Genomic DNA, 22228 nt, shown 5'->3' with positions numbered 1-22228 from the left:
GAAAGGATTTAATACTTTTCAACAAGCGTAGTGTAGTCCACATTATCCTCAACGAGGTATTGAATCATGGCATCCTTGGTTGCGTTGTCGGTAACGGTAGTTTTAACTTGATTATGATCATTCTGAAGCGCATCGATCAGCGATGCTTCATCAAAATCGATGTACACTCCATTTTCCCTAACAGCAGTAACCTTCGCAACAGGCTGGGTCACTTTAGTGGGCTCCATCATTCGTAAACCAAGGTATCCAAGGCTTATAAGTAGGGCAAAACCCGCAGCATAGGCCAGCTGAGTGTAAATAAATCTTCTGCTTGGCCTGTGGGTTACTTCAATAAAAGAAGGTTGGCTAAGTTGTTCCTTCAACCTACGCGGAAACTCGTTGAAGTATCCTTCCGGAACCTTATAAGGGTTGCCTTTGGGAAAACCTTCCACCACCTTTTCTAACTCCTCTTCTCCGCTAAAACGCTTTTTCATTGCACTGTAAATCTTTTGTTGTTATGATAACCGGCTTGACTAATAGTTTAATCCTCAGCCATAAATTTCTCAATCTTTTTTACAGCATGGTGATACGATGCCTTAAGCGCACCAACAGAAGTTTTTAGAACTTCGGACATTGCCTCGTACTTTATATTCTCGTAATACTTCATATTGAAAACCAACCGCTGCTTGTCCGGCAGCCTTAGAATTGCTTTCTGTAGTTTTAATTGTAACTCATCCCCATCGAAATACACATCAGATTCGAGCGAATTTCCCAGCTGATACTCCATGTTGTCAATTGGAGAAAAGATGTTCGATCGCTTCTTTTTCAAAAATGTCAACGCCTCGTTGGTTGCTATGCGGTAGAGCCAAGTATAAAGTTGAGAATCCTCCCTAAATCCATTTAATCCGCTCCATACCTTTAAAAATGTGTTCTGCAGAATGTCGTCTGCATCGTCGTGGTCAGCCACCATTCTCCGAATATGCCAGTAAAGCCTCTCCTGATACTTTTGCACAAGAAGGGTGAAAGCATTCTCCTTGCTTTCACCCTTCTTAAAGAGTTCTACAATATTTGCATCGGAATATTCGGTCATCAAACGGATGCGAGTATTACTGTTTTTTTCTTTTTAGCACACGCTTCACTGCTTCAACAATTGTTGGGGTGTCGAGGTGATACTTCTCCATGAGCTCCTCCGGCTTTCCACTTTCACCAAACACATCATCAATCGCAACCATTTCAATGGGTGTTGGAAGCTTACGGCCAAGAACCTGCGCAATGCTATCGCCTAGGCCACCATTCATCATGTGCTCCTCCGCTGTAACTACCGCTCTAGTTTTTCCAACTGAGCGAAGCACTGCCTTCTCATCAAGAGGTTTAATGGTGTGAATATTGATAACTTCCACCGATATCTCATCCTCAGCAAGAATTTCTGCAGCCTCAAGAGCTTTCCACACCAGATGCCCAGTTGCAAAAATGGTAACATCCTCGCCCTCGGTTAGCAACACTGCCTTACCAATTTCAAACTCCTGATCTTCTGGAGTAAAGTTGGGAACAGCTGGCCTGCCAAAACGAAGATAAACAGGCCCTTTATATTCTGCCATGGCAAGCGTTGCTGCCTTCGTCTGGTTGTAATCGCAGGTATTGATCACTACCATGTTTGGCAGCATCTTCATCATTCCTAGGTCTTCCAATATCTGGTGGGTTGCCCCATCTTCACCAAGGGTAATTCCCGCATGGGAACCAACAATCTTCACATTTTTGTTTGAGTAGGCAACGCTCTGACGAATCTGGTCGTAAACCCTTCCCGTTACAAAGTTGGCAAAGCCTGCTGCAAATGGAATTTTACCACCAATAGTCATCCCGGCAGCTAGACCTATCATGTTGGCCTCGGCAATACCCACCTGCACAAAGCGTTCAGGGCAGTGCTCAATAAACCCCTCCATTTTGAGTGAACCAATAAGGTCGGCGCAGAGACCCACCACATTTGGGTTGGTCTTCCCGAGCTCTGTGAGCGCATCACCAAACCCAACCCTTGTCTCCTTTAATCCAGTAGAAACGTATTTTTTCATCAGTAATTTTTTTTCATCAAAACATGGTGGAGTAATCAACTACTCCTTGCTCTTCAACCTCTCGGAGGCCTCCTTTTTAATCAGGCCAAGAATGAGAAGTTCGGCACTAGCATAGTTGGTGGCAAGCGGAATGTTATTCACGTTGCAAGCCTCCAGCAAGTTACGAATATCCTCGTGGTGTGGCTGGTATAGCTTGTGGTCACGGAAAAAGATCACAATATCTACCTCACCGTTATTAATCATGTCGGTAATTTGGATATATCCTCCCGAAAGACCTGGACTTAAATGCTTAACTGTGATGCCCTGAGCCTCCACAAACTCCGCCGTACGACCCGTGGCAAGGAGATTTACCCCCTGAATCCAATCACGTCGTTCGCTCAAGAACTGAACCAAATCGTTCTTTTTCCCATCGTGGGCAATAACAACAATATTTTTCATCTCAATAAGTTTTTTGTGGTTACCATAATGACAACCATTCTCTCAAAAGAAAATCTCTAATAATCACCGATAGTTTCGGGAAGTTGCTCCAAAGCCTTGGCCAGCTGCTCATCGTTGGGTGCCTTGCCATGCCACTTGTGCGTGCCCATCATAAAGTCGACACCATTTCCCATCTCCGTTTTCATGAGGATTACCACCGGTTTACCCTTACCTGTTCTCACCTTAGCCTCGTTAAGGCCACGGAGCACGTCTACCATATCGTTGCCGTTCATCTCAACCACATCCCAGCCAAAGGCAAGCCATTTGGCCTTAAGGTCACCCAGAGATAGCACCTTATCCACAGGGCCATCAATTTGCTTTCCGTTGTAGTCAACAGTGGAAATGAGGTTGTCTATCTTGTTGTGAGCGGCAAACATCATGGCCTCCCAAATCTGACCCTCCTGCAATTCGCCATCGCCGTGGAGTGAGAATACCAGCTTCTTGTCGCCATTTATCTTCTTTGCCAATGCTGCACCACATGCCACGCTAAGACCCTGACCAAGCGAACCCGAAGCAATGCGAATACCGGGAAGGTGCTCTGCGGTGGTTGGATGTCCCTGCAACCTAGAGTTTATTTGTCGAAATGTTGAAAGTTCACGCGTTTCGAAGTAACCAGAGCGTGCCAGTACGCTATACCATAGTGGCGAAATGTGACCGTTGGAAAGGAAAAACAGGTCCTGATTTTTTCCGTCGAGGTCAAAATGCTTCGGATCGTGCTTCATTACCTTGAAGTAAAGAGCAACCATAAAATCGGCACAACCTAATGACCCACCGGGATGTCCCGAAGCCTGAGCATGTACCATACGAACAATGTCGCGTCGAACTTGAGATGCAATTTTTTTGAGCTTATCTACGTCTTCCATTAATGTAGAAAATGTTAAACCATAAATAAAGCCGGCAGTAATTCTCCCAGCTTAGAAAAATTTGGTTGTAAAATTAGCTCTTTTCCAGCGAATCCCACAGAAAAAAATCGGTTTTCTACAACCATCTTAAAAGCTAATCTATTCACTATCATTTTTTCAACTAACTTTGCGCTCCTGAAAATATTGATACGAAAATGGGACTTCAATGTGGTATAGTAGGGCTTCCCAACGTGGGCAAGTCCACACTTTTTAACTGTCTTTCGAATGCGCGTGCTCAGGCTGCAAACTTTCCGTTCTGCACCATTGAGCCAAACCTGGGAGTGATCACCGTTCCCGATGAGCGGCTCAACAAGCTGGCTGCCATCGACAAGCCCGCACGTATTATTCCTACTACGGTGGAAATTGTGGACATTGCCGGGTTGGTGAAGGGAGCCAGCAAGGGCGAAGGTTTGGGCAACAAGTTTTTGGCCAACATCCGCGAAACCGATGCCATTATCCACGTGCTTCGCTGCTTCGACAACGACAATATCACCCACGTCGATGGCACCATCAACCCGCTGCGTGACAAGGAGGTTATCGACATGGAGCTGCAGCTGAAGGACCTCGAAACGGTGGAAAACCGCATTGCCAAGGTGGAAAAGCAGGCCAAAACCGGAGGCGACAAGAACGCCAAGCGGGTGCTCGATATTCTGATGCACTACAAGCAGCTGCTGCAGGAGGGCAAATCGGCCCGCGTGCTTGAGCTCGAAAAGGAGGACCGCAAGCTCGTGAGCGACCTCATGCTGCTTACCGATAAGCCCGTGCTATACGTTTGCAACGTTGACGAAGGCTCCGTTCTAAAAGGCAACAAGTATGTAGATGCTGTGAGGTCGGCCATTGAGGAGGAAAACGCACAGATGCTCATTATTGCCGCCGCCACCGAAGCCGACATTGCCGAGCTGGAGACCTTTGAGGAGCGACAGATGTTTTTACAGGAAATTGGGTTGGAGGAGTCCGGCGTTGCAAGGCTCATCCACTCTGCCTACAAGCTACTAGACCTACAAACCTACTTCACCACCGGACCCGACGAAACAAGGGCGTGGACCTTTACCCGTGGCACCAAGGCTCCACAGGCAGCAGGCATTATTCACACCGACTTTGAGCGTGGCTTTATTAGGGCAGAGGTGATTAAATATACCGACTATACCACCCTTGGCTCTGAAGCTGCATGCCGCGATGCCGGTAAAATTGGCATTGAAGGCAAGGAATACGTGGTGCAGGATGGTGACATTATGCACTTTAGGTTCAACGTATAGGAGTTTAGGTTGTTAGGGGAATAGGATTTGATTCCTGATTCCTAGCTACACAGAGTTACACCGTGTTTTCACTGAGTTACACAGAGGGATTAAAGAGGTAGATGGCAGCCGCAAAACTTCGGTCTCCTGTCTTCCGATTTTTTCGTTACTCGTCACTTTTCTGTCACTTGTAACTATTAAAACTATCGCTCCTACATAAACACATTCAGCCCGGTTAACGCCTATCTCGGTACCGCGATCCTCTTGATGGGTTTATACCTTGCCTCGAATTTCTTATAGCTAATGGCATTGTCACAGCTGGCCACGGAAACACTCTTTTTCAGAAAAGTTCCAGGCTCCTTGCGGTGAATCGAGACGTAAAACAGCTCCTGCTTAGCCACATCGAGCGAAAAGAAACTAGGCACTTCGGCTTCACTGAAATATGGCGTAACGTAAAGGCGCTTTGTAACAAAATCGTAGTAGTAGTATCGGGTAAGATGTTCAGAAGAGTTGCGTTCCGAAAATAGGCTGACAATTTTTTTTGAAGATGGCAGCACCAGCATTCCCATAAATACAAAATCGTTGGTATCGCATTTGACCTGAAAAACCTGCAGCATTCGACTGCCATCGATGGAATCTAATACGCATAGGCTGTCCGTGAGCCTGTCGGTGGCAACAATGAGCGATTCCCTATTTTGCGCCAATACAGAATTGGCAACAAAAAGCAATATGCCAGCTAGTATGAGTCTCATAGGCGATTATTATTAAGAAACGTATTAGAACACAAGCAAGAACCAAGTGCTAGCGTAAATATAGTAAAAAACTTTTTGACCGATGATAACGCTTCCGTTCTGCATATAAGTCAGAACCGAACCCTTGGAACCAAACATGTCACCCCGCTGGTAGGCCAAAAGTTTGTATATTTCCTATGATCATTAAAGCACCAAAAGCCATGAACTCCATCATTATAACCCCAAAGAACAAGGAAGAGCTCGACCTAATCAAAGAAATTCTTCGTCGCATGAATATTGCCTCCGCAATCCTTACTGATGAAGAGAAGGAAGAGTTGGGACTCATTGAAATGATGAAAAATGTGGATCGAAATGAAAAGGTTTCGAGGGAAACTGTAATGAAATGTCTTGGTAAATAAAAGTTGAATTCCTTACCAGCTTTAACAGGGATATCGGCAAGTTAACCACTTCGGCAAAGGTAGATGTTATTAATGCTATCGCAGAAGTAGAGCGGGCAACAAGGTTAACCGATATTACAAACCTAAAGAAGTTGAAAAGGATATAAAAACGTATACAGGATTAGAATTGGCGACTACAGAATTGGCCTTTTTATTGAACACGCCACAGTTGAGTTTGCCCGTGTAGTTCACAGAAAAGATATCTACAGAATTTTTCCCTGACCAATTTGTGTAAAATCAGTTTTGGTGCGTTCCCCACAAACTAACATATTTCAAGAGTAAAGAGGAGTTGTTGCTCTCCAACCACCTCTGCACGAACTAGTCCCAACCTAAGGATTGATGCCTAACAAAACAATTGATGGATGAAGAGAGGAATAAACTTTCCTATTGACTGCATACCGTTCTATCCCTTATAAACATCGATTTCTTTCGCCCTGTGGCCACAAAAACACGAAGGAACACAAAGGAAATATCTTACACAATGCACTCTATTTCTTTTGTATATTTACCTCCTTAAAATGCAAATGCCATGATGCGATTTTTTACCGCCATTCTGCTTCTGTTATCCCTTTCCTCATTTGCACAGCAAGTTCCTGAATACTACTTCACCTTTACCATTCAGTCGAAAAGCGAACTGCAGAAACTCACCCGCATAATCTCCATCGATAGGGTTAGCAACAAACAGGTTTGGGCCTATGCGTCACCTACGGAGATGCAGAAGTTTGCTGCTTTGGGCTACACCTACACAAAACTCACCCGTCCCTCGCTGCTCAATACCCGCTCCATTACCATGGCCACCACCACCGACCAAATGGCCAACTGGGACCGCTACCCCACCTATGAGGTTTATCGCGCCATGATGAAGCATTTTGAGGCCACCTACCCTACCCTTTGCAAGCTCGACAGCATTGGAACCACCGCCAACGGGAGAAAAATATATATGGCTAAAATCTCGGCAAATGTTGCCCAAAGCGATGGGAAACCTGCCGTTCTCCTAACCAGCACCATGCATGGCGACGAAACCACCGGCTACGTGCTCATGCTTCACCTCATGGACTCGCTGCTCAGCACCTATGGGCAAGCGAGCGGCGTTACCAACCTGCTCGATAACGCCATTGTGTTCATCAATCCCGACGCCAACCCAGATGGAACTTACTATGGAGGAAACTCCACCGTTCTAGGTGCAACCCGATCCAACGGAAGTGGAATCGACCCAAACCGAAATTTCCCCGATCCTTGGGTTGGCAGCCACCCCGATAGTAAAAGCTATACCTTGGAAAACCAAGCCATGATGAACTTCGCCAACCAAAATAGGATTGTGCTTTCGGCAAACTTCCACGGAGGTTCGGAGGTGGTTAATTACCCTTGGGATTACTACACAGCCTCACAGCGTCAGCACCCCGACAGACAATGGTTTATAGCCGTTAGCCAGCAATTTACCAACCTTGCAAAGGCCTATGGGCCAGCGAACTACTTTACCGACGTTGATCTCTCTGGAATTACTCAAGGTGCCGACTGGTATCCCATTACTGGTGGTAGGCAGGACTACATGACCGTCTTCCATCATGGGAGGGAAGTAACCATCGAAATTTCATCAACCAAATTGCTTAGTTCTGATCTGTTACCAAACTACTGGAACTATCTAAAACGATCGTTCTTCTCCTACATGAACCAAGTTCTTACAGGAGTTTATGGAACAGTTAAGAATGCAGATGGTGAAGCCGTAATGGCCGATATTATAGTTGCCTCGCACGACAAGGACAGCTCCAACGTATGGAGCGATTCGACCACCGGAACATACTACCGTTTAATTTATCCGGGAACCTACACCTTCACGTACTCGGCCACCGGATACGACACCTATCAAAAGAGTATCACCATCAACAGCATCACCGACCGCGTGGAGCAAAACATAGTGCTAACTAAAAGCACCTCCACCATTGGCAATAACGATAGCAGCCAAAACAAGTTATCAGCAAATTTAGGTAGCAATGGCACCACCGTTATGTTCACCACAAATAAGTTCACCACAGGGCAACTTAACATTTACAGCATAAGCGGAAAATTATTGGGAAGCAACACGGTAAGTATACAACCGGGGGTAAACCAATGGCCGCTGGAGCAGTGCGTGTCGAGTGGAAATTCGTTGGCTGCGGGTATCTACCTTGTCTCGCTTACGATTAATGGCATTCGGTATTCAGCCAAGATTCCTGTCATCATAAATTAATTTCAAATAAACCTCTCACCTGACCTTTTAGGCCATTGCATACACTAATCGTACAATGAAATTTATCTCAAAGCAACTTATCTCCACAGCAATTTTGCTGTTTACCATTTCACTCAACACCTTTTCTCAAAACGGCAGAGCACTCCCTCCTGATAAGCCGAAACTAATCGTTCAAATTGTGGTTAGCCAAATGCGCTACGATTTCATTCACCGGTATTGGAGCAACTTCTCAGAGGATGGCTTCAAGGTGCTGGTCAACGAGGGCACTTTTTGCAAGAATGCCCGCTACAACTACCTGCTCACCCAATCGGCTCCCGGCATAGCCACCCTCGAAACCGGGGCGCAACCGGCTACGCACGGTATTGTTTCCGACCAGTGGTTTTCGCGCAATTCCGAAGAGATGGTGGAAGCCACAGCGGACAAGCGCTACCGCGGTGTTGGTGGCGACGACATGTATGGCTCCTACTCCCCTCGAAATATGATGGCCAGCACCCTAGGCGATGCACTTAAGCTGTGGGACCCTAAGTCGAAAGTTATCGCCATCTCCCTTGATCCGCAATCGGCTACACTTGCAGCCGGTCACTCGGGCGATGCAGCATACTGGCTAAACCCATACAGTGGAACATGGATGACCAGCAGCTACTATATGGAAGACCTACCCAACTGGGTTAAGGAGTTTAACAAGAAAAAGTTGGCCGACACCTATGTAGCACAATCGTGGGAAACACTTCTTGCATTGGGCAGCTACCAGGCACACCTAATGTCAGCCATCGACACAACCAAGAAGGACGAGCTGGAAGAAAAGCGCAAATCGCCGATGATGATCCTGCAATCGCTATTTAAGGATAAGCAGAAGGAGCCAAATTACGCCCTACTAGCCTCCACTCCGTTTGGCAACACCTACACCAAAGACTTTGCTGTAAACACCATTATAAACGAGAATCTCGGCAAGGACTCCAGCACCGACCTGCTCACCATCGTATTTTCATCCACTGGTGATATTTGCCAGAAGTATGGCACCAACTCCGTAGAGTTGGAAGATGCTTACTACCGCCTCGACAACGAATTAGGGCACTTTATGTCGTTCCTAAGTGAGAATATAGGGAAGGAGAATGTGCTAATTATTCTTACCTCCGACCACGGGACACCCGATACGCCGGGCAACCTCTCGTCGGTGAGAATTCCAAGTGGCTTTTTTGAGCCAAAAGCAGCGATGGCTCTGCTGCGCAGCTATCTCTCCGTAACCTACGGAAAGGGTGATTGGGTAAAGGCCTATGACCAAAAACAAATTTACCTCAACCGTAACCTCATTGAGGACAGCAATCTTAAGCTGTCGGATTTTCAGGACAAGGTTCGCGACTTTATGGTACAGTTCACCGGAGTGGCAGGAGCTGCTACAGCATCTACCATGGTAAACGCGGCCTTTAGCCAAGGTAATTTCTACAAGATGCAAAACAGCTTTAACGACAAGCGCTCTGGCGACGTTATCTTCTTTCTCGAACCTGGATGGGTGGAGAGGACTGAGAAGCCAACAGCGGCCAGCAGCCCCTACAGCTACGACGCTCATGTGCCTCTTATATTCTATGGATGGAAGATTAAGCGGAAGACCATCCTAACGCCAATAGATATTGCCGACGTGGCCCCAACCACTGCCACGCTAATTGATATCTCCTGGCCCAATGCGGCTACGGGCAAACCGTTGGAAGAGCTATTCCAATAGCATCACATAAAAGAAAGGTCTGGCAGATGCCGAACCTTTCTTAATTATAGTCAAAAAAAATCTAACGACGGAAATTTTTCACAAGGCTCACCAGCCGACCAACAGTGTTGAGATCATCCTCAACCGCAGTTCCAACCACAACCACATCGGCTCCTGCTTTTAAGGCAGCAGTAACGCTTTCGTTGGAGCGTAAGCCACCACCTACAATAATAGGAATGCTCACCGAACTTCTGGTAGCAGCAATCACCTCTGCCGGAACTGGTTGTGTTGCACCACTACCTGCCTCTAAATAAATCATCTTTAATCCCAGCATTTCACCAGCCATTGCTGTAGCAACCACCAAATCGGGCTTGCTGGCAGGAATGGGCATGGTGTTGCTCACATACTGCACGCTCGAAACAACCCCACCATCCACAAGAATGTAGCCAACCGGAATTACCTCAACGCCCAACTTTTTAATGTAACCTGCAGCTAGAACGTGGTTTCCAATGAGGTATTCTGGATTTCGCCCAGAGATGAGCGACAGTAGAAAGATGGCATCGGCGCTGGCCGACAGCTGCAACGGACTGCCAGGAAAAAGCACCACCGCTAACTGAGTAGACTCTTTTATGGCAGATACAACATCGTTGGCATCGGCAGAAACATAGCTGCCGCCAACCATTATAAAGTCCACTCCTGCTGCAGTTGCAACGGCTGCAGCAGCCGCGGCTGAAGTGGGCGTATGCTTGTCTGGGTCGATGAGCAGGGCAATTTGTGGTTGCCTACCGGTCTTTTCTGCTATTTGATGGAATACTTTCAATCTTGCTAGTTTAAGAATGCATTACAGAATAGGCAATACAGTAATCCTCAACATCAAGAAACGACACCAATTGGTTACCGTTAAATGGTCGCACAAAGAAGGTGGTTGAAGTAGAGTTTGCAAACAATTTTTCAGCAAGAACAAAGTCCTCCTTAAATGTATAGCAGTTCTTTCCCAACACCTTAAAAAGAGCCTCCTTGGAACACCATGCCCGAGTAATGGCGGCACCCCTAATATCGTTTTCTAAGAGAGCAACCTCCTGCTCCTGCATAAACCGTCGAGTAATTTTTGCCGGACGAGATGAAACCCGCTCAATATCCAAACCCACAGAGTTCTTCGTGGAGAAAAGTAAGCCAACCAACGCATGAGAATGGCTAATGCTAATATGACCGTCCACCCCAACCAAAAGGGGTTTACCGTCGTCCGTGTATTTCACTTGACCATTTTCACCTAACCCCAACTTAACGAGCAATCGGGAAGCTAGCCATTCCAGCCTGCGCGGTGCATGGGTGTAACTGTTCAACCGTGAAAGTTCGTGGCTGCTTAAGCTTAGCTGGTTCATGAAGAAGGATTCTCCTTCCTCAACCTTCCAAACCCAGAGCATGGTGTTGGCGCGAACATTCTCTTGCAGCAGCAACGGCATGGCTACTTTTTCCAGTGAAACGAATCAATGAGCTTAAGCACATCCTCCCTTTCGAAAGCGACCACGGGAGCCAGCGAATCTTGATTGGGAACGGTGTAGAAGTACAGAGCACCTCTCAAAAAGTGGTGAAGGCTATCGGTAAGGTAAAATTGTACAGGTGAGGCTGCATTACCTTTAACATCGTAAAGCAAGCCATAAACCTTTCGCTCAGGCATGGATATTCGGCTTTCATCGATGGCATCGGCCTTAACCGATTGCTTGTAAAGCAGCGTATGGGAGTCCTCGAGCAGGGCGCTCAGCTTATCCTTACTCAATGGTAGATAGCTGATATGAATTGTTGCCTTCAACGATGGCGTAACAACGTTTATCCAATACTTCTGTGACAACCGTTCCGGATCGGGAGTAATTTTTGAATATACAGGATAGTCGAAGGCAAATGGAAATGAAGTCGAATCGAATGAACGGTAACTCTTCTCCGGAAAACCAATTCGAAAATACCCTCTTGGCTTGGGCGTATAGTTCTGACTGCAAGAAACCAATAATCCAAGTGCAATACAGCTAGTCAGCCACCTCTTGATTTTGATCATAGTTAACGTTCCTCGGTTTAGCAACTACTCTAATTTTCTTAATTCTACGGCTATCCACTAATTCTATCCTAAATTCAAATCTACCGAAAGTCAGGGTGTCATTTTTCCGAGGCATTTCGCCCTTGATCTCCAAAATCAACCCGGCTAGCGTATCGGCTTCGCCACGAACCTCGTCAAGTGAATCAACGCTTTCGTTAAAAATTTTGCAAAAATCATTCAGCAATATTTTTCCCTCAAACAGGTATAAATTCTCGTCCAACTTCTGATAGAGAATCTCCTCCTGATCCGATTCGTCAGAAATTTCACCCACAATTTCCTCAAGAATATCCTCCAAAGTAACAATACCGCAGGTTCCACCAAACTCATCAACTACAATAGCCATGTGGTTCTTTCGTATCTGAAACTCCTCAAGTAGGTCGTTGGTTTTTTTATGTTCCGGAACAAAATAGGGTTTGCGCATAAGGTGCTGCCAACGGAATTTGTCGTCCTTCTGTAGATGCGGTAGCAGGTCTTTCACGTAAAGAATCCCCTTTACATTATCAAACGAATCAGCATATACAGGTATTCTAGAATAGCCAGTATCGAGCACCACCTTGAGGACCATCGAAAAGGGTGTCTCGTAGTCCACTGCCTCAACGTCCATCCTGGGACACATTATGTCGCGGGCCTGAATGTTGGCAAGTTTTACTATACCCTTCAATATCTTTCTATCCTCCGGGTTCGGTGTAACCGTGATGTCTATTGCCTCCGAAAGGTCGTTAATGGAAAGGTTTGTTCGCTGTAAGCTGAAGTGTCTATTAACCCTAGTAGCCAAAAAGATGAGCATTATCCCAAATGGTTTAAATATCTTCTGCAAAACAAACAGTGGATGCGCCATGAGGCTAGCCATTCCAGTAGGCTTATGAGTAGAGTATACCTTGGGGAGAATTTCACCAACCAGCAGAATAAGAAAGGCAACCAGCACCACCTGAATAAAGTATCCAAGCACTGGCGCTTCGGAAAAATTAAACATGGAGGAGGTAATAAAGGTGCTCAACACAACAATACCAACATTCACCAAGTTGTTGGCGATTAGAATGGTGCTAAGAAGCATATTTGGCTCAGACAGCAGCTTTAATGCCATTATTGATCTACCCGACTTAGCCTTACGCAGCTTGGCAATGTCGGCAGTGCTCAGCGAAAAGAAGGCTGATTCAGAACCGGAAAATAGTGCCGATAATATTAGAAGAACCACCAGAAGCGCCAGCCCAAGAATTGAAGAGCTTGAGAGAGGCAGAAAAATATTGACATATGCAAAGGTCACTGCGGAGGGAGGAATACTTGCTTCCAAAATAAAACAGTTTGGTTCGGGCCATAAAATTAGTCTTTTATGGCGAAAAAATAAAGGGATCAGCCACTTGATCAGCAAAATCATCCTCCATTGCTGCGCAAGAAGCTGCTCCCTTAAGCTTAATTAACGATTAATAACGACTAAAAAGGCAAATCATCGGCATCGGCCAATGGTGCCTCCTGTAGGTCACTAACCTTGGTCTCCGGCATATTGGATGCGTATTCTCCGGTTGGAGCACTGGAGCCATCTTTCTTACCAAGTAGTTTAATGTTATCGGCTAAGATCTCTGTAATGTAGCGTTTAACACCATCCTTACCTTCGTAGGAGCGGTTGCGAATGCGTCCCTCAATAAAGAGCGGGGTTCCTTTCTTTACGTACTTTTCAACAATTTCAGCTAAGCGGCGCCATACCACAATATTGTGCCACTCGGTGTGCTCTTGACGTTGTCCGTTCTTCGAAGAAAAAACTTCGGTTGTTGCCAGCGGGAAATTGGCAACCGGTGTGCCGTTAGCACTTTTAACGTCAGGGTCTTTCCCTACATTTCCAATCAGCATTACTTTGTTTAACGACATCGTTTTATGAATTAAGTGGTTACGGTTCTCAAATTACAACATTTTTATTTCAAAGTCAATTTCACTTGCAATATTTCTCCAATGGTTCGGCCGCCAAAAAGTTGTCAATGAGCCTTGGAGTTGAATAGTTATGCAAGGTTGAAGACGAAATCTCCATATATTTTTGTTTTAAAAAATATGAAGGCCGATCGACACGAACCACAAAAAACCGCGTGTAAAGGTGTTGGTGGCTGAGCACGTGCTTCACCTCGTTCGAGATGTATGCAATTTCCACGCTACCAGCACCACATATATCGAGCCATTCAGCAGTTAGCGGTAGTTCCTCAAGCGACAACCTCCGGTTCACCTCCACCAGTGGAAATTCAAACAAGCTGTGCCATATATCCTTTTGATCCCTTTGCCGAATAAAGGTGCTACTGCCACGCATTACTATAATATAGTAAAAAAAACGGTCACGCACCTTTACCTTTACCGACTTGACTGGCAAATTGGGAGTCTCCTTACTTTTATATGCATAACACATAGCATTTACAGGACATTCCTCGCAAAGCGGATTCTTTGGTAGGCAAATCTGTCCACCCAAGTCCATGATTGCTTGGTTAAATAATGCTGGGGTTTCCCTGTCGAGCTCATCTGAAGCAATTTGCCGTAGTGCGCGCTTTCCATCGCCCTTGTCCACCGGTGCATAAATGCCAAAGATGCGGCTATATATACGGTATACATTCCCATCGATGGCCGCAACCGGTTCATCAAATGCAAAGGAGGCAATGGCTGCAGCGGTATAGTCGCCAATCCCCTTGAGTTTTATTAGGGCATCATACGATTCGGGCAATCGACCATCAAAATCGGAAACAATGCTTTTAGCCGTCTGGTGAATATTCCGGGCACGGGTGTAATACCCTAACCCCTGCCATACTTTAAGGACTCTTTCGAGTGGAGCGTTGGCTAAATCCTCAATTGTTGGAAATGCCTCAACAAAGCGAAGGTAGTAGCTGTAGCCCTGCTGTACGCGGGTTTGCTGCAAAATAATCTCTGATATCCAAATAAAGTAGGGGTTACGGGTGTGCCGCCACGGTAAATCACGCTTATGTGTGTGATACCAATCAATCAGAGCCTTACCAAACACCATGTCATAAAATTCTTCATAAAGGAAATCAAAAATAATGGTTATGAATTTCTTAAATAGGATTAATTCATTTATATTTGCAATCCGAAACTCAAGAAGTTTTTAAAACATTGATAATTAAAGGTTTTTAAAAATGACTAAGGCAGATATTGTAAACGAGATCTCGAAGAATACCGGTATCGAAAAGATAACGGTACAGAAGGCGGTAGAAGCTTTCATGGAGTCAATCAAGGATTCTCTTGTGAAAGAAAAAAATGTCTACTTGCGTGGCTTTGGCAGCTTTATCGTAAAGAAAAGAGCCCAAAAAACTGCAAGGAACATTTCCAAAAACACTACCATCATCATTCCTGAGCACTTCATCCCATCCTTCAAACCCGCAAAGAGCTTTGTCTCTAAGGTTAAGAGTCATGTAAAAAAGTAGTGCTGAAAAAATTTATTATTAACTTCTAAACACCTACGTGTCATGCCTTGCGGAAAAAAAAGGAAGAGACATAAAATGGCGACACACAAACGGAAGAAACGCCTCCGTAAAAATCGCCACAAAAAGAAAAACCGTTAGTCTTCATAGGCTTTTAACGCCTATATTCTAATCATGGATTAAACCTAAAGAGTCCTCGATTCTTTAGGTTTAATCTATTGTAGCACATCCAATAATTTAAACCTTCCAACAAAAGTTTATGGCTGCGAGTAACGATCTAATTATTAACGTAACTCCCTCCGATATTGCCATAGCCCTTCTGGAAGACAAGCAACTGCTGGAACTCAATAAGGAAAAGAGCAACCTGCAGTTCTCTGTCGGTGACATTTACCTAGGCAAGGTTAAAAAGATTATGCCTGGACTAAATGCTGCTTTTGTTGACGTTGGTTACGAAAAAGACGCATTTCTCCACTACCTAGATCTTGGGCCACAGTTTAAAACCCTCGTAAAGTATGTAAACATTCATCTTTCGAGGAAAGGTAAACCCATTGGCATTGCAAGTTTTAAACCGGAAAAAGATCTAGACAAAAACGGAAAAATCACCGACGTCCTCACTTCTGGACAGGTGGTAATGGTTCAAATTGCTAAAGAACCCATCTCCACCAAGGGACCAAGGCTCGGTTCGGAAATTTCAATTGCCGGTAGAAATATCGTGCTCATTCCGTTTTCAGACAAAATTTCCATTTCACAAAAAATCTCCTCACTGGAGGAGAAGAAAAGACTAAAAAGGTTGATGCAAAGCATCATGCCTGATGGCTATGGGGTAATCGTACGCACAGCAGCAGAGGGGAAGAAGGTTGCAGTGCTCGACGCCGAACTTCGTGGTCTTATTAAGAAGTGGGAAAGCGCCTTTGAAAAGCTTCGAACAAATAATATTCCTACGCTCCTAGTGAGCGAGCTCGACAGAACCTCCACCATTCTGCGTGATTTACTGACGGTGTCGTTTAGCAACATTTGGATAAACGACGAGGCAATTTTTCACGACATCCGCAGCTACATTGCCACAATTGCTCCCGAGAAGGAGAAAATTGTGAAATTTTATGCTGGAGGCGTGCCAATTTTCGAACAATTTGGCATTGAGAAACAGATTAAAGCGCTCTTTGGGAAAACTGTCTCCTTTAAAAGTGGGGCATATCTTATTATAGAGCACACCGAAGCACTTCACGTAATAGACGTTAACAGCGGTAACCGTAGCAAGGCCTCTAGCGATCAAGAAACGAACGCGATGGAGGTTAATCTATCGGCTGCCGATGAAATTGCCCGACAGCTTCGTCTTAGGGATATGGGAGGGATTATCGTTGTCGACTTTATCGACATGCACAACCCGGATAACAAGCAGATGGTTTTCGACCGAATGCGAGAGGCAATGGCCAAAGACCGGGCAAAGCACAACATTCTACCCTTATCAAAATTTGGGTTAATGCAGATTACCCGGCAACGGGTTCGACCAGAAATGCACATCCACACTCAAGAAAAGTGCCCCACCTGTAACGGTAGTGGCGAGATTGGACCAAGCATTCTGCTCGATACCGAGATTGAAAACCAGGTAGCTTACCTTGCCCGAGATAAGAAACAAGCTATTCTAACGCTCAAAGTTCATCCTTACGTTGCCTCTTTCCTCAACAGAGGATTCTTCCCCAAAAGGCTTCGTTGGTCGCTAAAATACCGTTGTATTCTAAAGGTAAAGCCAGCTACGGCCTATGCCTTCTTGGAATATCACATTTTCGACAGACATGGCGATGAGCTAACCTATTAATTTACAAAACAGTTGATGAACCGAGCCACAATGGCTCGGTTTTTTTGTTTTTTATTACATTTGTCTTCTCACAAAATCAATCATCCAAATATGAAAAGAGCTGCATTTTATCTACTTACCATTGCAGGACTATTCACCAGCCTAGTTGGCACGGCTCAGGTGCAGAACAATGTGAAATGGAAATTCTCGGCCGAATCAGTGTCTAATGGAGACGTTGTGCTTCACTTTACTGCCAACATCGACAGGGAATGGCACATGTATGGGCTTGACCTTCCTGAGGGAGGGCCACAATCGACCGTCTTCACATTTAAGAACAAGGATGGTTATAAGTTTGTGGGGAAAATGAACTTTACCCCAGCGCCCACCGTGGTTTACGATGACGTATTCAAATTAAACGTTAAATACTTCACTGGAAAAGCCGAATTTACCCAGAAAATAAAAGTTGGAAACGCTAAAACCGTGGAGGGGAACATCGCCTACCAAACATGCAAGGAGGGCACCTGCATGTATAGTGAGCAAAATTTCTCCATTGCCCTTCCGGAGAATAAGGCAGCAGTTGCTTCCAGCAGCACCACCGCTGACACCACCACCAAAACGGCTGTTGCTGAAGTGAAAGCAGATACAGCCAAGACAGTGGTAATGGCAGCTAAGCCAACTTCCAAAGAGACCAAATCGATGGGTGGATTTATTTTACTTGCCATTCTTACTGGATTTGGAGCACTTCTAACACCTTGTGTATTCCCAATGATTCCCATGACAGTTTCCTTCTTTATGAGCAAGCAAACGTCGAAGGCGAGTTCAATTCTCAATGCTGCAGTGTTTGGCTTCTCCATAATATTGACATACACACTTCTTGGCGTAATCGTATCGTTACCAGGAGTTGGTAGTGATATTACCAACCAGATCACTTCTAGTTGGATTACCAACCTCATCTTTGGCGTGCTTTTCTTAGTATTTGCTGCTTCGCTCTTTGGCGTTTTCGAAATTGTACTTCCCGGCTCACTTGCCTCAAAGGCAGATAGCAAGGCAGAAAAAGGCGGTCTCATTGGTTCGTTCTTCCTTGGGCTCACCACAGTGATCGTCAGCTTGTCGTGTGTAGGACCTTTTGTAGGTGCACTACTGGTTCAATCAGCTACTGGAGTTTCGCTCCGCCCCATTATTGGAATGTTGAGCTTTTCCGCGGCATTCGCTCTCCCATTTGTTGTTCTGGCAGCATTTCCCTCTCTGCTCAAGAACTTACCAAAATCGGGAGGTTGGCTCAATGCCGTTAAGGTGGTTATGGGCTTCATTTTGCTTGCCTTCTCACTCCAGTTCTTCTTGGTAATCGATAGCGTTTACCACTGGAACATCCTTACAAGGGAGATTTTCCTGAGCCTCTGGATTGCAATTTTCAGCATGCTTGGGCTTTACCTTCTTGGTAAGATTAAATTTAAGCTGGATAGCGAGGTTAAGCACGTTGGGTTCTTCCGGCTCATGCTTGCAATACTCACCTTTTCCTTTGTTATTTACCTAATCCCCGGACTCTTTGGTGCACCGTTAAAGACACTCTCGGGGTTGCTTCCAAACGAAGGTGAAAACGCAGCATTTTACGAAAAGCAAGCCTCTCCAACCGCAACAGGAGCCAATAACACTGAACCCAAAATTACCGCCAAGTATTCTGATATTCTTCATTTACCATTTGGATTACAAGGCTACTTCGACTACGACGAAGCTTTGGCAGCCGCTAGATTGGCAAACAAACCCCTTTTCATTGATTTCGTTGGCCACACCTGCCGTGAATGCAAAAAGATGGAGGGGCAAGTGCTCTCCGACCCTAGAATTATTCAGCGGCTTCGCGACAACTTTGTGGTTGTTGCCCTGTATGTTGACGAACCAGCAAAGTTGCCTGATTCAGAACAATATAAATCAAATCTCGACGGTCAATTAAAAACAACGCTAGGAGAAAAAAACAAGGATATCCAAGTGGCTAAGTTCGGATTAAACGGACAACCCTACTACATCATTACCGATCAAGATGAGAAACCACTCGGTGATCCTCATGCCTATGATCTCAGCATCGACAACTTTATTCAGTTTTTGGATAATGGAAAAAAGATTTACGAAACGAAGCACAGTGCGGGAAAGTAATACAACCTGCAACTTCTTCTCAGCATAATCAAAAAGAGATCCCCGGATTACTTCCGGGGATCTCTTTTTATTCCTATGTCAAATGGTTTTTAACTAGTTCGTCCGCAATAAGAATTCTTCTCTTTACATATCTGTTGGATTGGATTATTGCAAGCTAGTTAGTTCCAGTTAATAGCCGTTTCATCTTTTGTATCAGAACCTCAATTTGGAAAGGCTTGCTAAGGTAATCATCCATACCTGCGGCAATACACTCCTCACGATCGCCCTGAAGGGCATTGGCTGTAATGGCAATTATGGGTGTATGGGTGTTAGTTGAGGCTTCAATTTCCCTAATTTTTCTGGTGGTTACGATACCATTCATAATGGGCATTTGGATATCCATGAGAATTATATCGAAACGGCTCGTTCCAAATCTATCGAGTGCCTCCTTACCATTGTTGGCAATTTCAATATTCTTCACAATTTTCTTAAGACTCAGAATAACAATCTTCTGGTTAATCAAATTATCTTCAACCAACAAAACGTTTGCATCTAACAAATCGATTTTCCGCAGAGGTACATAAGCTGTGCTAACAGAGAAGTCTGTGCTTTCAGTCGGATTCTCGACAACTTCTTTCAGCGGTGCCATTGGATCGTTGACCTTATTGAATGAATATGGGAAGGAGAAAGTAGATGAATCGGTATTAAGAACGATGGTCAGTTTCCCTCCATTTCGCTCAATGAGTCGTTGCGTAATCTTTAGGTCTAGAACGTCAACAAGCACCTGGCTTCCAATAGCATTTCCAACAAGATCACTTGTAATCAGCTGGTTTTTACCATCACCCGCAGGAATAAATATGGGGCTATTGCTTTTGAGTTCAAATAATAGATCAACCTTATCAGCCGTTTCACTACTCTTTTTAACCAAAATGTCAATCTTAATTCGGCTGCTACTTTTTGTTTTTATCAGACTCTCAATAATGTTCAGAAATATCTGCTTTATCTTAACTGGCTCACCCCCTATTAGTCCTGGAATAATTTCATCGATCTTCAGGTTAAACTGAACGTTATTGGAGTACTGGTGAGCAAACAACTTTATGGTATTTGCCACTGTGGCACCAAGGTTAAAGTTAATGGTAAAGCTGTCTCTTTCCGAAAGGTCAATGTTGGAAACCTCCACCATACTATTAACCACGTTCACCAGGTTGTTTGTGGATGCATGGATGGTATCTATTAAATCCTTCAACTTTTCATCTTCCGTTGAGCTATCTACCAAGTTGGCAATAACCATAATGTTATTGAGGGGAGTTCGTATTTGGTGTGACAGGGTAGAAATGAATTCGTCTTTCCGTTTATTAATATTTCGCTCTAAAAGCACTTGCTTTTCTACGGAGGTCATTGCCCAGATTCTAAAATAATCGAACACATAATAAAACAGTGATATTGCAACAAAAGAAGCAATGAAACTTATTTTGAACACGGAACTATACTCTACCACTCTGTCGAACATGGGGACATAGAGCAGAACTGAAAACAAAAGCAAGTAGAGGAAGTTAATCGCAAGCGCAGTACCAGAAGTAAAGGCAAAAATAGTTAAGATCGGCAACAAGTAACTAATTGCAACAGCATATTGGTCTGCTACTCCTACATAGGCCATTGCAAGGCCAGTCATAAAAATGGCAAATGACAAGAAGTAAGCAGCCAGAGTAATTTTACCAGCACGAAGAAGAATCAGTAGAACCACCAATGTGATCAAGAATCCAGCAAACGAGCTGATCACCACAACAGTATTGTCGGCGACTAAACCCACAATACCATATACAGTATAAAGAATCAACGAAACAAACCCAACCAGATTGAGAATGGAGGCCTTACGTTTTGCTTCTTCCGGCATTCTTTCCGAAAGATTAAACTGAAAAATCTTGAACAACAGGTTTGAATTAGGCATATTTCAATATCTTTTTATCGGGCTTTACATCAATCCAAACGCCACTACAAGTTAGTAAAAAATGGAAATAGAGTATCAGTTGCGGCAATTAATCCTAAAAGAAAAATAACGCCACCTGATATCTTGTTAATCCACCACAACTGTTTCAATCTAAAACGAGCTCTAAAAACATTAATAAGAGTGCTCAGAGTAAACCACCAAAGTCCCGCACCAAAGAAAACACCGCTAAGCATTATTCCCGCATAGAATATGCTTTCACCGTCAGAAACCAGACCCATCGTTGCAAACAGTGCGACAAACAAAAAAATGGCAAGCGGATTTGTGATGGTAAGGAATAATACTGAAAGGTAATCTTCAAGTAAACTACTTTTTTTCTTACGGTGACGCTTGAGCTGACGGATAGGATCGGTATAGAAAATTTTAATTCCCAACAACATTACAATAATACCACCTGTTAGCTGGAAAACAAACTGCTTTTCCTCAACAAAGTTAATAACAAAGGTTAAGCTAAAACCTGCAATGGTGGCGAAAATAGTATCGGCAGTTGCCGCACCAAGTCCCGAAAGAAACCCCGAGAGTCGTCCTTTATTAATTGTTCTCTGTATACAAAGAACACCTATAGGGCCAAGGGGAATAGAAACAAATAATCCAACAATTATTCCCTTAATCAGTAAAACAAAACTCATTTTTGCCAAAATTCATCAGAAACAAAGAGTTTCTGGGTTCACGTAACAAGAAATGCAAAGTTAGCAAATGTTTTTAACCAGCAGCCGAGGTTCAAGCATATCATGCATGGCGTATTTAACCCCTTCTCGCCCCATCCCAGAATCCTTAGTCCCACCGTATGGCATATGGTCGACCCTAAAAGTGGGAACATCGTTTATGATTACTCCACCTACATTTAAGTCTCTGAATGCATGATTCATCTCATTAATATTATTTGTAAATACCCCTGCCTGCAAACCATACGAGGAACTATTTATTGCCGCCACCGCTTCATCAAACTGGCCAAAGCGTTCAATGGTAACCACTGGACCAAACACCTCTAAGGAGCACACTTTCATGGAGGGTGTGGTACCTGAAAGCAC

General features: G+C 44.5%; 22 protein-coding genes. 7 read left to right on the top strand and 15 right to left on the bottom strand.

Annotation, left to right across the window (positions count from 1 at the left end):
- Nucleotides 1-8: 8 nt before the first annotated feature.
- From VMW01_07965 to VMW01_07945, 5 genes are read right to left on the bottom strand one after another with little or no spacing between them, the layout of a single operon-like run.
- On the bottom strand, nt 9-473 hold the full coding sequence (locus tag VMW01_07965) for a hypothetical protein (GenBank protein HUW06183.1): 465 nt from the start codon (nt 471-473) through the stop codon (nt 9-11).
- A gap of 47 nt (nt 474-520) precedes the next feature.
- The gene (locus VMW01_07960) at nt 521-1069 is read right to left on the bottom strand and encodes an RNA polymerase sigma factor (GenBank protein HUW06182.1); all 549 of its coding nucleotides are present in this window, start codon (nt 1067-1069) and stop codon (nt 521-523) included.
- A gap of 16 nt (nt 1070-1085) precedes the next feature.
- Entirely contained in the window at nt 1086-2045 is a 960-nt protein-coding gene (locus tag VMW01_07955; GenBank protein ID HUW06181.1) for a transketolase family protein, read from the bottom strand.
- 39 nt (nt 2046-2084) lie between these two features.
- Nucleotides 2085-2483 (bottom strand): methylglyoxal synthase, encoded by a 399-nt coding sequence (locus VMW01_07950; protein HUW06180.1) that lies wholly within the window; start codon nt 2481-2483, stop codon nt 2085-2087.
- Between the two features lie 56 nt (nt 2484-2539).
- Entirely contained in the window at nt 2540-3385 is an 846-nt protein-coding gene (locus VMW01_07945) for a transketolase (GenBank protein ID HUW06179.1), read from the bottom strand.
- A 194-nt stretch (nt 3386-3579) separates the two neighbouring features.
- Between VMW01_07945 and ychF the strand changes: the two genes are divergently transcribed.
- Nucleotides 3580-4680 carry a redox-regulated ATPase YchF gene (gene ychF / locus VMW01_07940; GenBank protein HUW06178.1) on the top strand — a complete coding sequence of 367 codons (1101 nt, stop codon included), beginning with the start codon at nt 3580-3582 and terminating at the stop codon, nt 4678-4680.
- 221 nt (nt 4681-4901) lie between these two features.
- On the opposite strand, the gene VMW01_07935 is transcribed toward ychF, so the two are convergent.
- Nucleotides 4902-5411, bottom strand: a complete 510-nt coding sequence (locus VMW01_07935; GenBank protein ID HUW06177.1) for a hypothetical protein — start codon at nt 5409-5411, stop codon at nt 4902-4904.
- Nucleotides 5412-5587: 176 nt separating this feature from the next.
- On the opposite strand from VMW01_07935, the gene VMW01_07930 reads away from it, so the two are divergent.
- The 3 genes from VMW01_07930 to VMW01_07920 all read left to right on the top strand — a co-directional run bounded on the left by VMW01_07930 (nt 5588) and on the right by VMW01_07920 (nt 9795).
- Nucleotides 5588-5809, top strand: coding sequence for a hypothetical protein (locus VMW01_07930; protein ID HUW06176.1), 222 nt, complete (start codon nt 5588-5590; stop codon nt 5807-5809).
- Nucleotides 5810-6377: 568 nt separating this feature from the next.
- On the top strand, nt 6378-8075 hold the full coding sequence (locus VMW01_07925; protein ID HUW06175.1) for a M14 family zinc carboxypeptidase: 1698 nt from the start codon (nt 6378-6380) through the stop codon (nt 8073-8075).
- 55 nt (nt 8076-8130) lie between these two features.
- Complete coding sequence (locus tag VMW01_07920) at nt 8131-9795, top strand: alkaline phosphatase family protein (protein HUW06174.1); 1665 nt, start codon at nt 8131-8133, stop codon at nt 9793-9795.
- Between the two features lie 61 nt (nt 9796-9856).
- Here VMW01_07920 and VMW01_07915 read toward each other — a convergent pair whose 3' ends face one another.
- The 6 genes from VMW01_07915 to mutY all read right to left on the bottom strand — a co-directional run bounded on the left by VMW01_07915 (nt 9857) and on the right by mutY (nt 14855).
- A complete protein-coding gene (locus VMW01_07915; GenBank protein HUW06173.1) occupies nt 9857-10594 on the bottom strand; it encodes a geranylgeranylglyceryl/heptaprenylglyceryl phosphate synthase in 738 nt (245 codons plus the stop codon).
- Between the two features lie 10 nt (nt 10595-10604).
- Nucleotides 10605-11237, bottom strand: coding sequence for a 4'-phosphopantetheinyl transferase superfamily protein (locus VMW01_07910; GenBank protein HUW06172.1), 633 nt, complete (start codon nt 11235-11237; stop codon nt 10605-10607).
- A 2-nt stretch (nt 11238-11239) separates the two neighbouring features.
- Nucleotides 11240-11824, bottom strand: coding sequence for a gliding motility lipoprotein GldD (gldD, locus tag VMW01_07905; GenBank protein ID HUW06171.1), 585 nt, complete (start codon nt 11822-11824; stop codon nt 11240-11242).
- Nucleotides 11796-13154: a gliding motility-associated protein GldE gene (gene gldE, locus VMW01_07900; protein HUW06170.1), complete on the bottom strand. Its 1359-nt coding sequence runs from the start codon at nt 13152-13154 to the stop codon at nt 11796-11798. Before gldE ends, gldD begins: the two co-directional genes overlap by 29 nt.
- 140 nt (nt 13155-13294) lie before the next feature.
- Nucleotides 13295-13726, bottom strand: coding sequence for a single-stranded DNA-binding protein (gene ssb, locus VMW01_07895; protein ID HUW06169.1), 432 nt, complete (start codon nt 13724-13726; stop codon nt 13295-13297).
- Between the two features lie 61 nt (nt 13727-13787).
- On the bottom strand, nt 13788-14855 hold the full coding sequence (gene mutY / locus VMW01_07890) for an A/G-specific adenine glycosylase (GenBank protein ID HUW06168.1): 1068 nt from the start codon (nt 14853-14855) through the stop codon (nt 13788-13790).
- Between the two features lie 130 nt (nt 14856-14985).
- Here mutY and VMW01_07885 point away from each other — a divergent pair, with 130 nt between their 5' ends.
- From VMW01_07885 to VMW01_07875, 3 genes are all read left to right on the top strand, one after another.
- Nucleotides 14986-15273 carry an HU family DNA-binding protein gene (locus VMW01_07885; protein HUW06167.1) on the top strand — a complete coding sequence of 96 codons (288 nt, stop codon included), beginning with the start codon at nt 14986-14988 and terminating at the stop codon, nt 15271-15273.
- A gap of 256 nt (nt 15274-15529) precedes the next feature.
- Nucleotides 15530-17086: an Rne/Rng family ribonuclease gene (locus VMW01_07880; GenBank protein ID HUW06166.1), complete on the top strand. Its 1557-nt coding sequence runs from the start codon at nt 15530-15532 to the stop codon at nt 17084-17086.
- Between the two features lie 90 nt (nt 17087-17176).
- Entirely contained in the window at nt 17177-19213 is a 2037-nt protein-coding gene (locus VMW01_07875) for a cytochrome c biogenesis protein CcdA (protein ID HUW06165.1), read from the top strand.
- Nucleotides 19214-19367: 154 nt separating this feature from the next.
- Here the strand turns inward: VMW01_07875 and VMW01_07870 are convergent, their stop codons facing one another.
- The 3 genes from VMW01_07870 to VMW01_07860 form a co-directional block, all read right to left on the bottom strand.
- The gene (locus VMW01_07870) at nt 19368-21140 is read right to left on the bottom strand and encodes a response regulator (GenBank protein ID HUW06164.1); all 1773 of its coding nucleotides are present in this window, start codon (nt 21138-21140) and stop codon (nt 19368-19370) included.
- 44 nt (nt 21141-21184) lie between these two features.
- Entirely contained in the window at nt 21185-21826 is a 642-nt protein-coding gene (locus VMW01_07865) for a LysE family transporter (GenBank protein ID HUW06163.1), read from the bottom strand.
- A gap of 60 nt (nt 21827-21886) precedes the next feature.
- On the bottom strand, nt 21887-22228 hold a 342-nt coding region (locus VMW01_07860; protein ID HUW06162.1), incomplete at its 5' end, for an aldehyde dehydrogenase family protein.

The organism is Williamwhitmania sp. (assembly GCA_035529935.1).
Classification (GTDB): Bacteria; Bacteroidota; Bacteroidia; order Bacteroidales; family Williamwhitmaniaceae; genus Williamwhitmania.
Note: the sequence above shows the minus strand (reverse complement) of the source record. Positions and strands in the feature narration are given on the sequence as shown.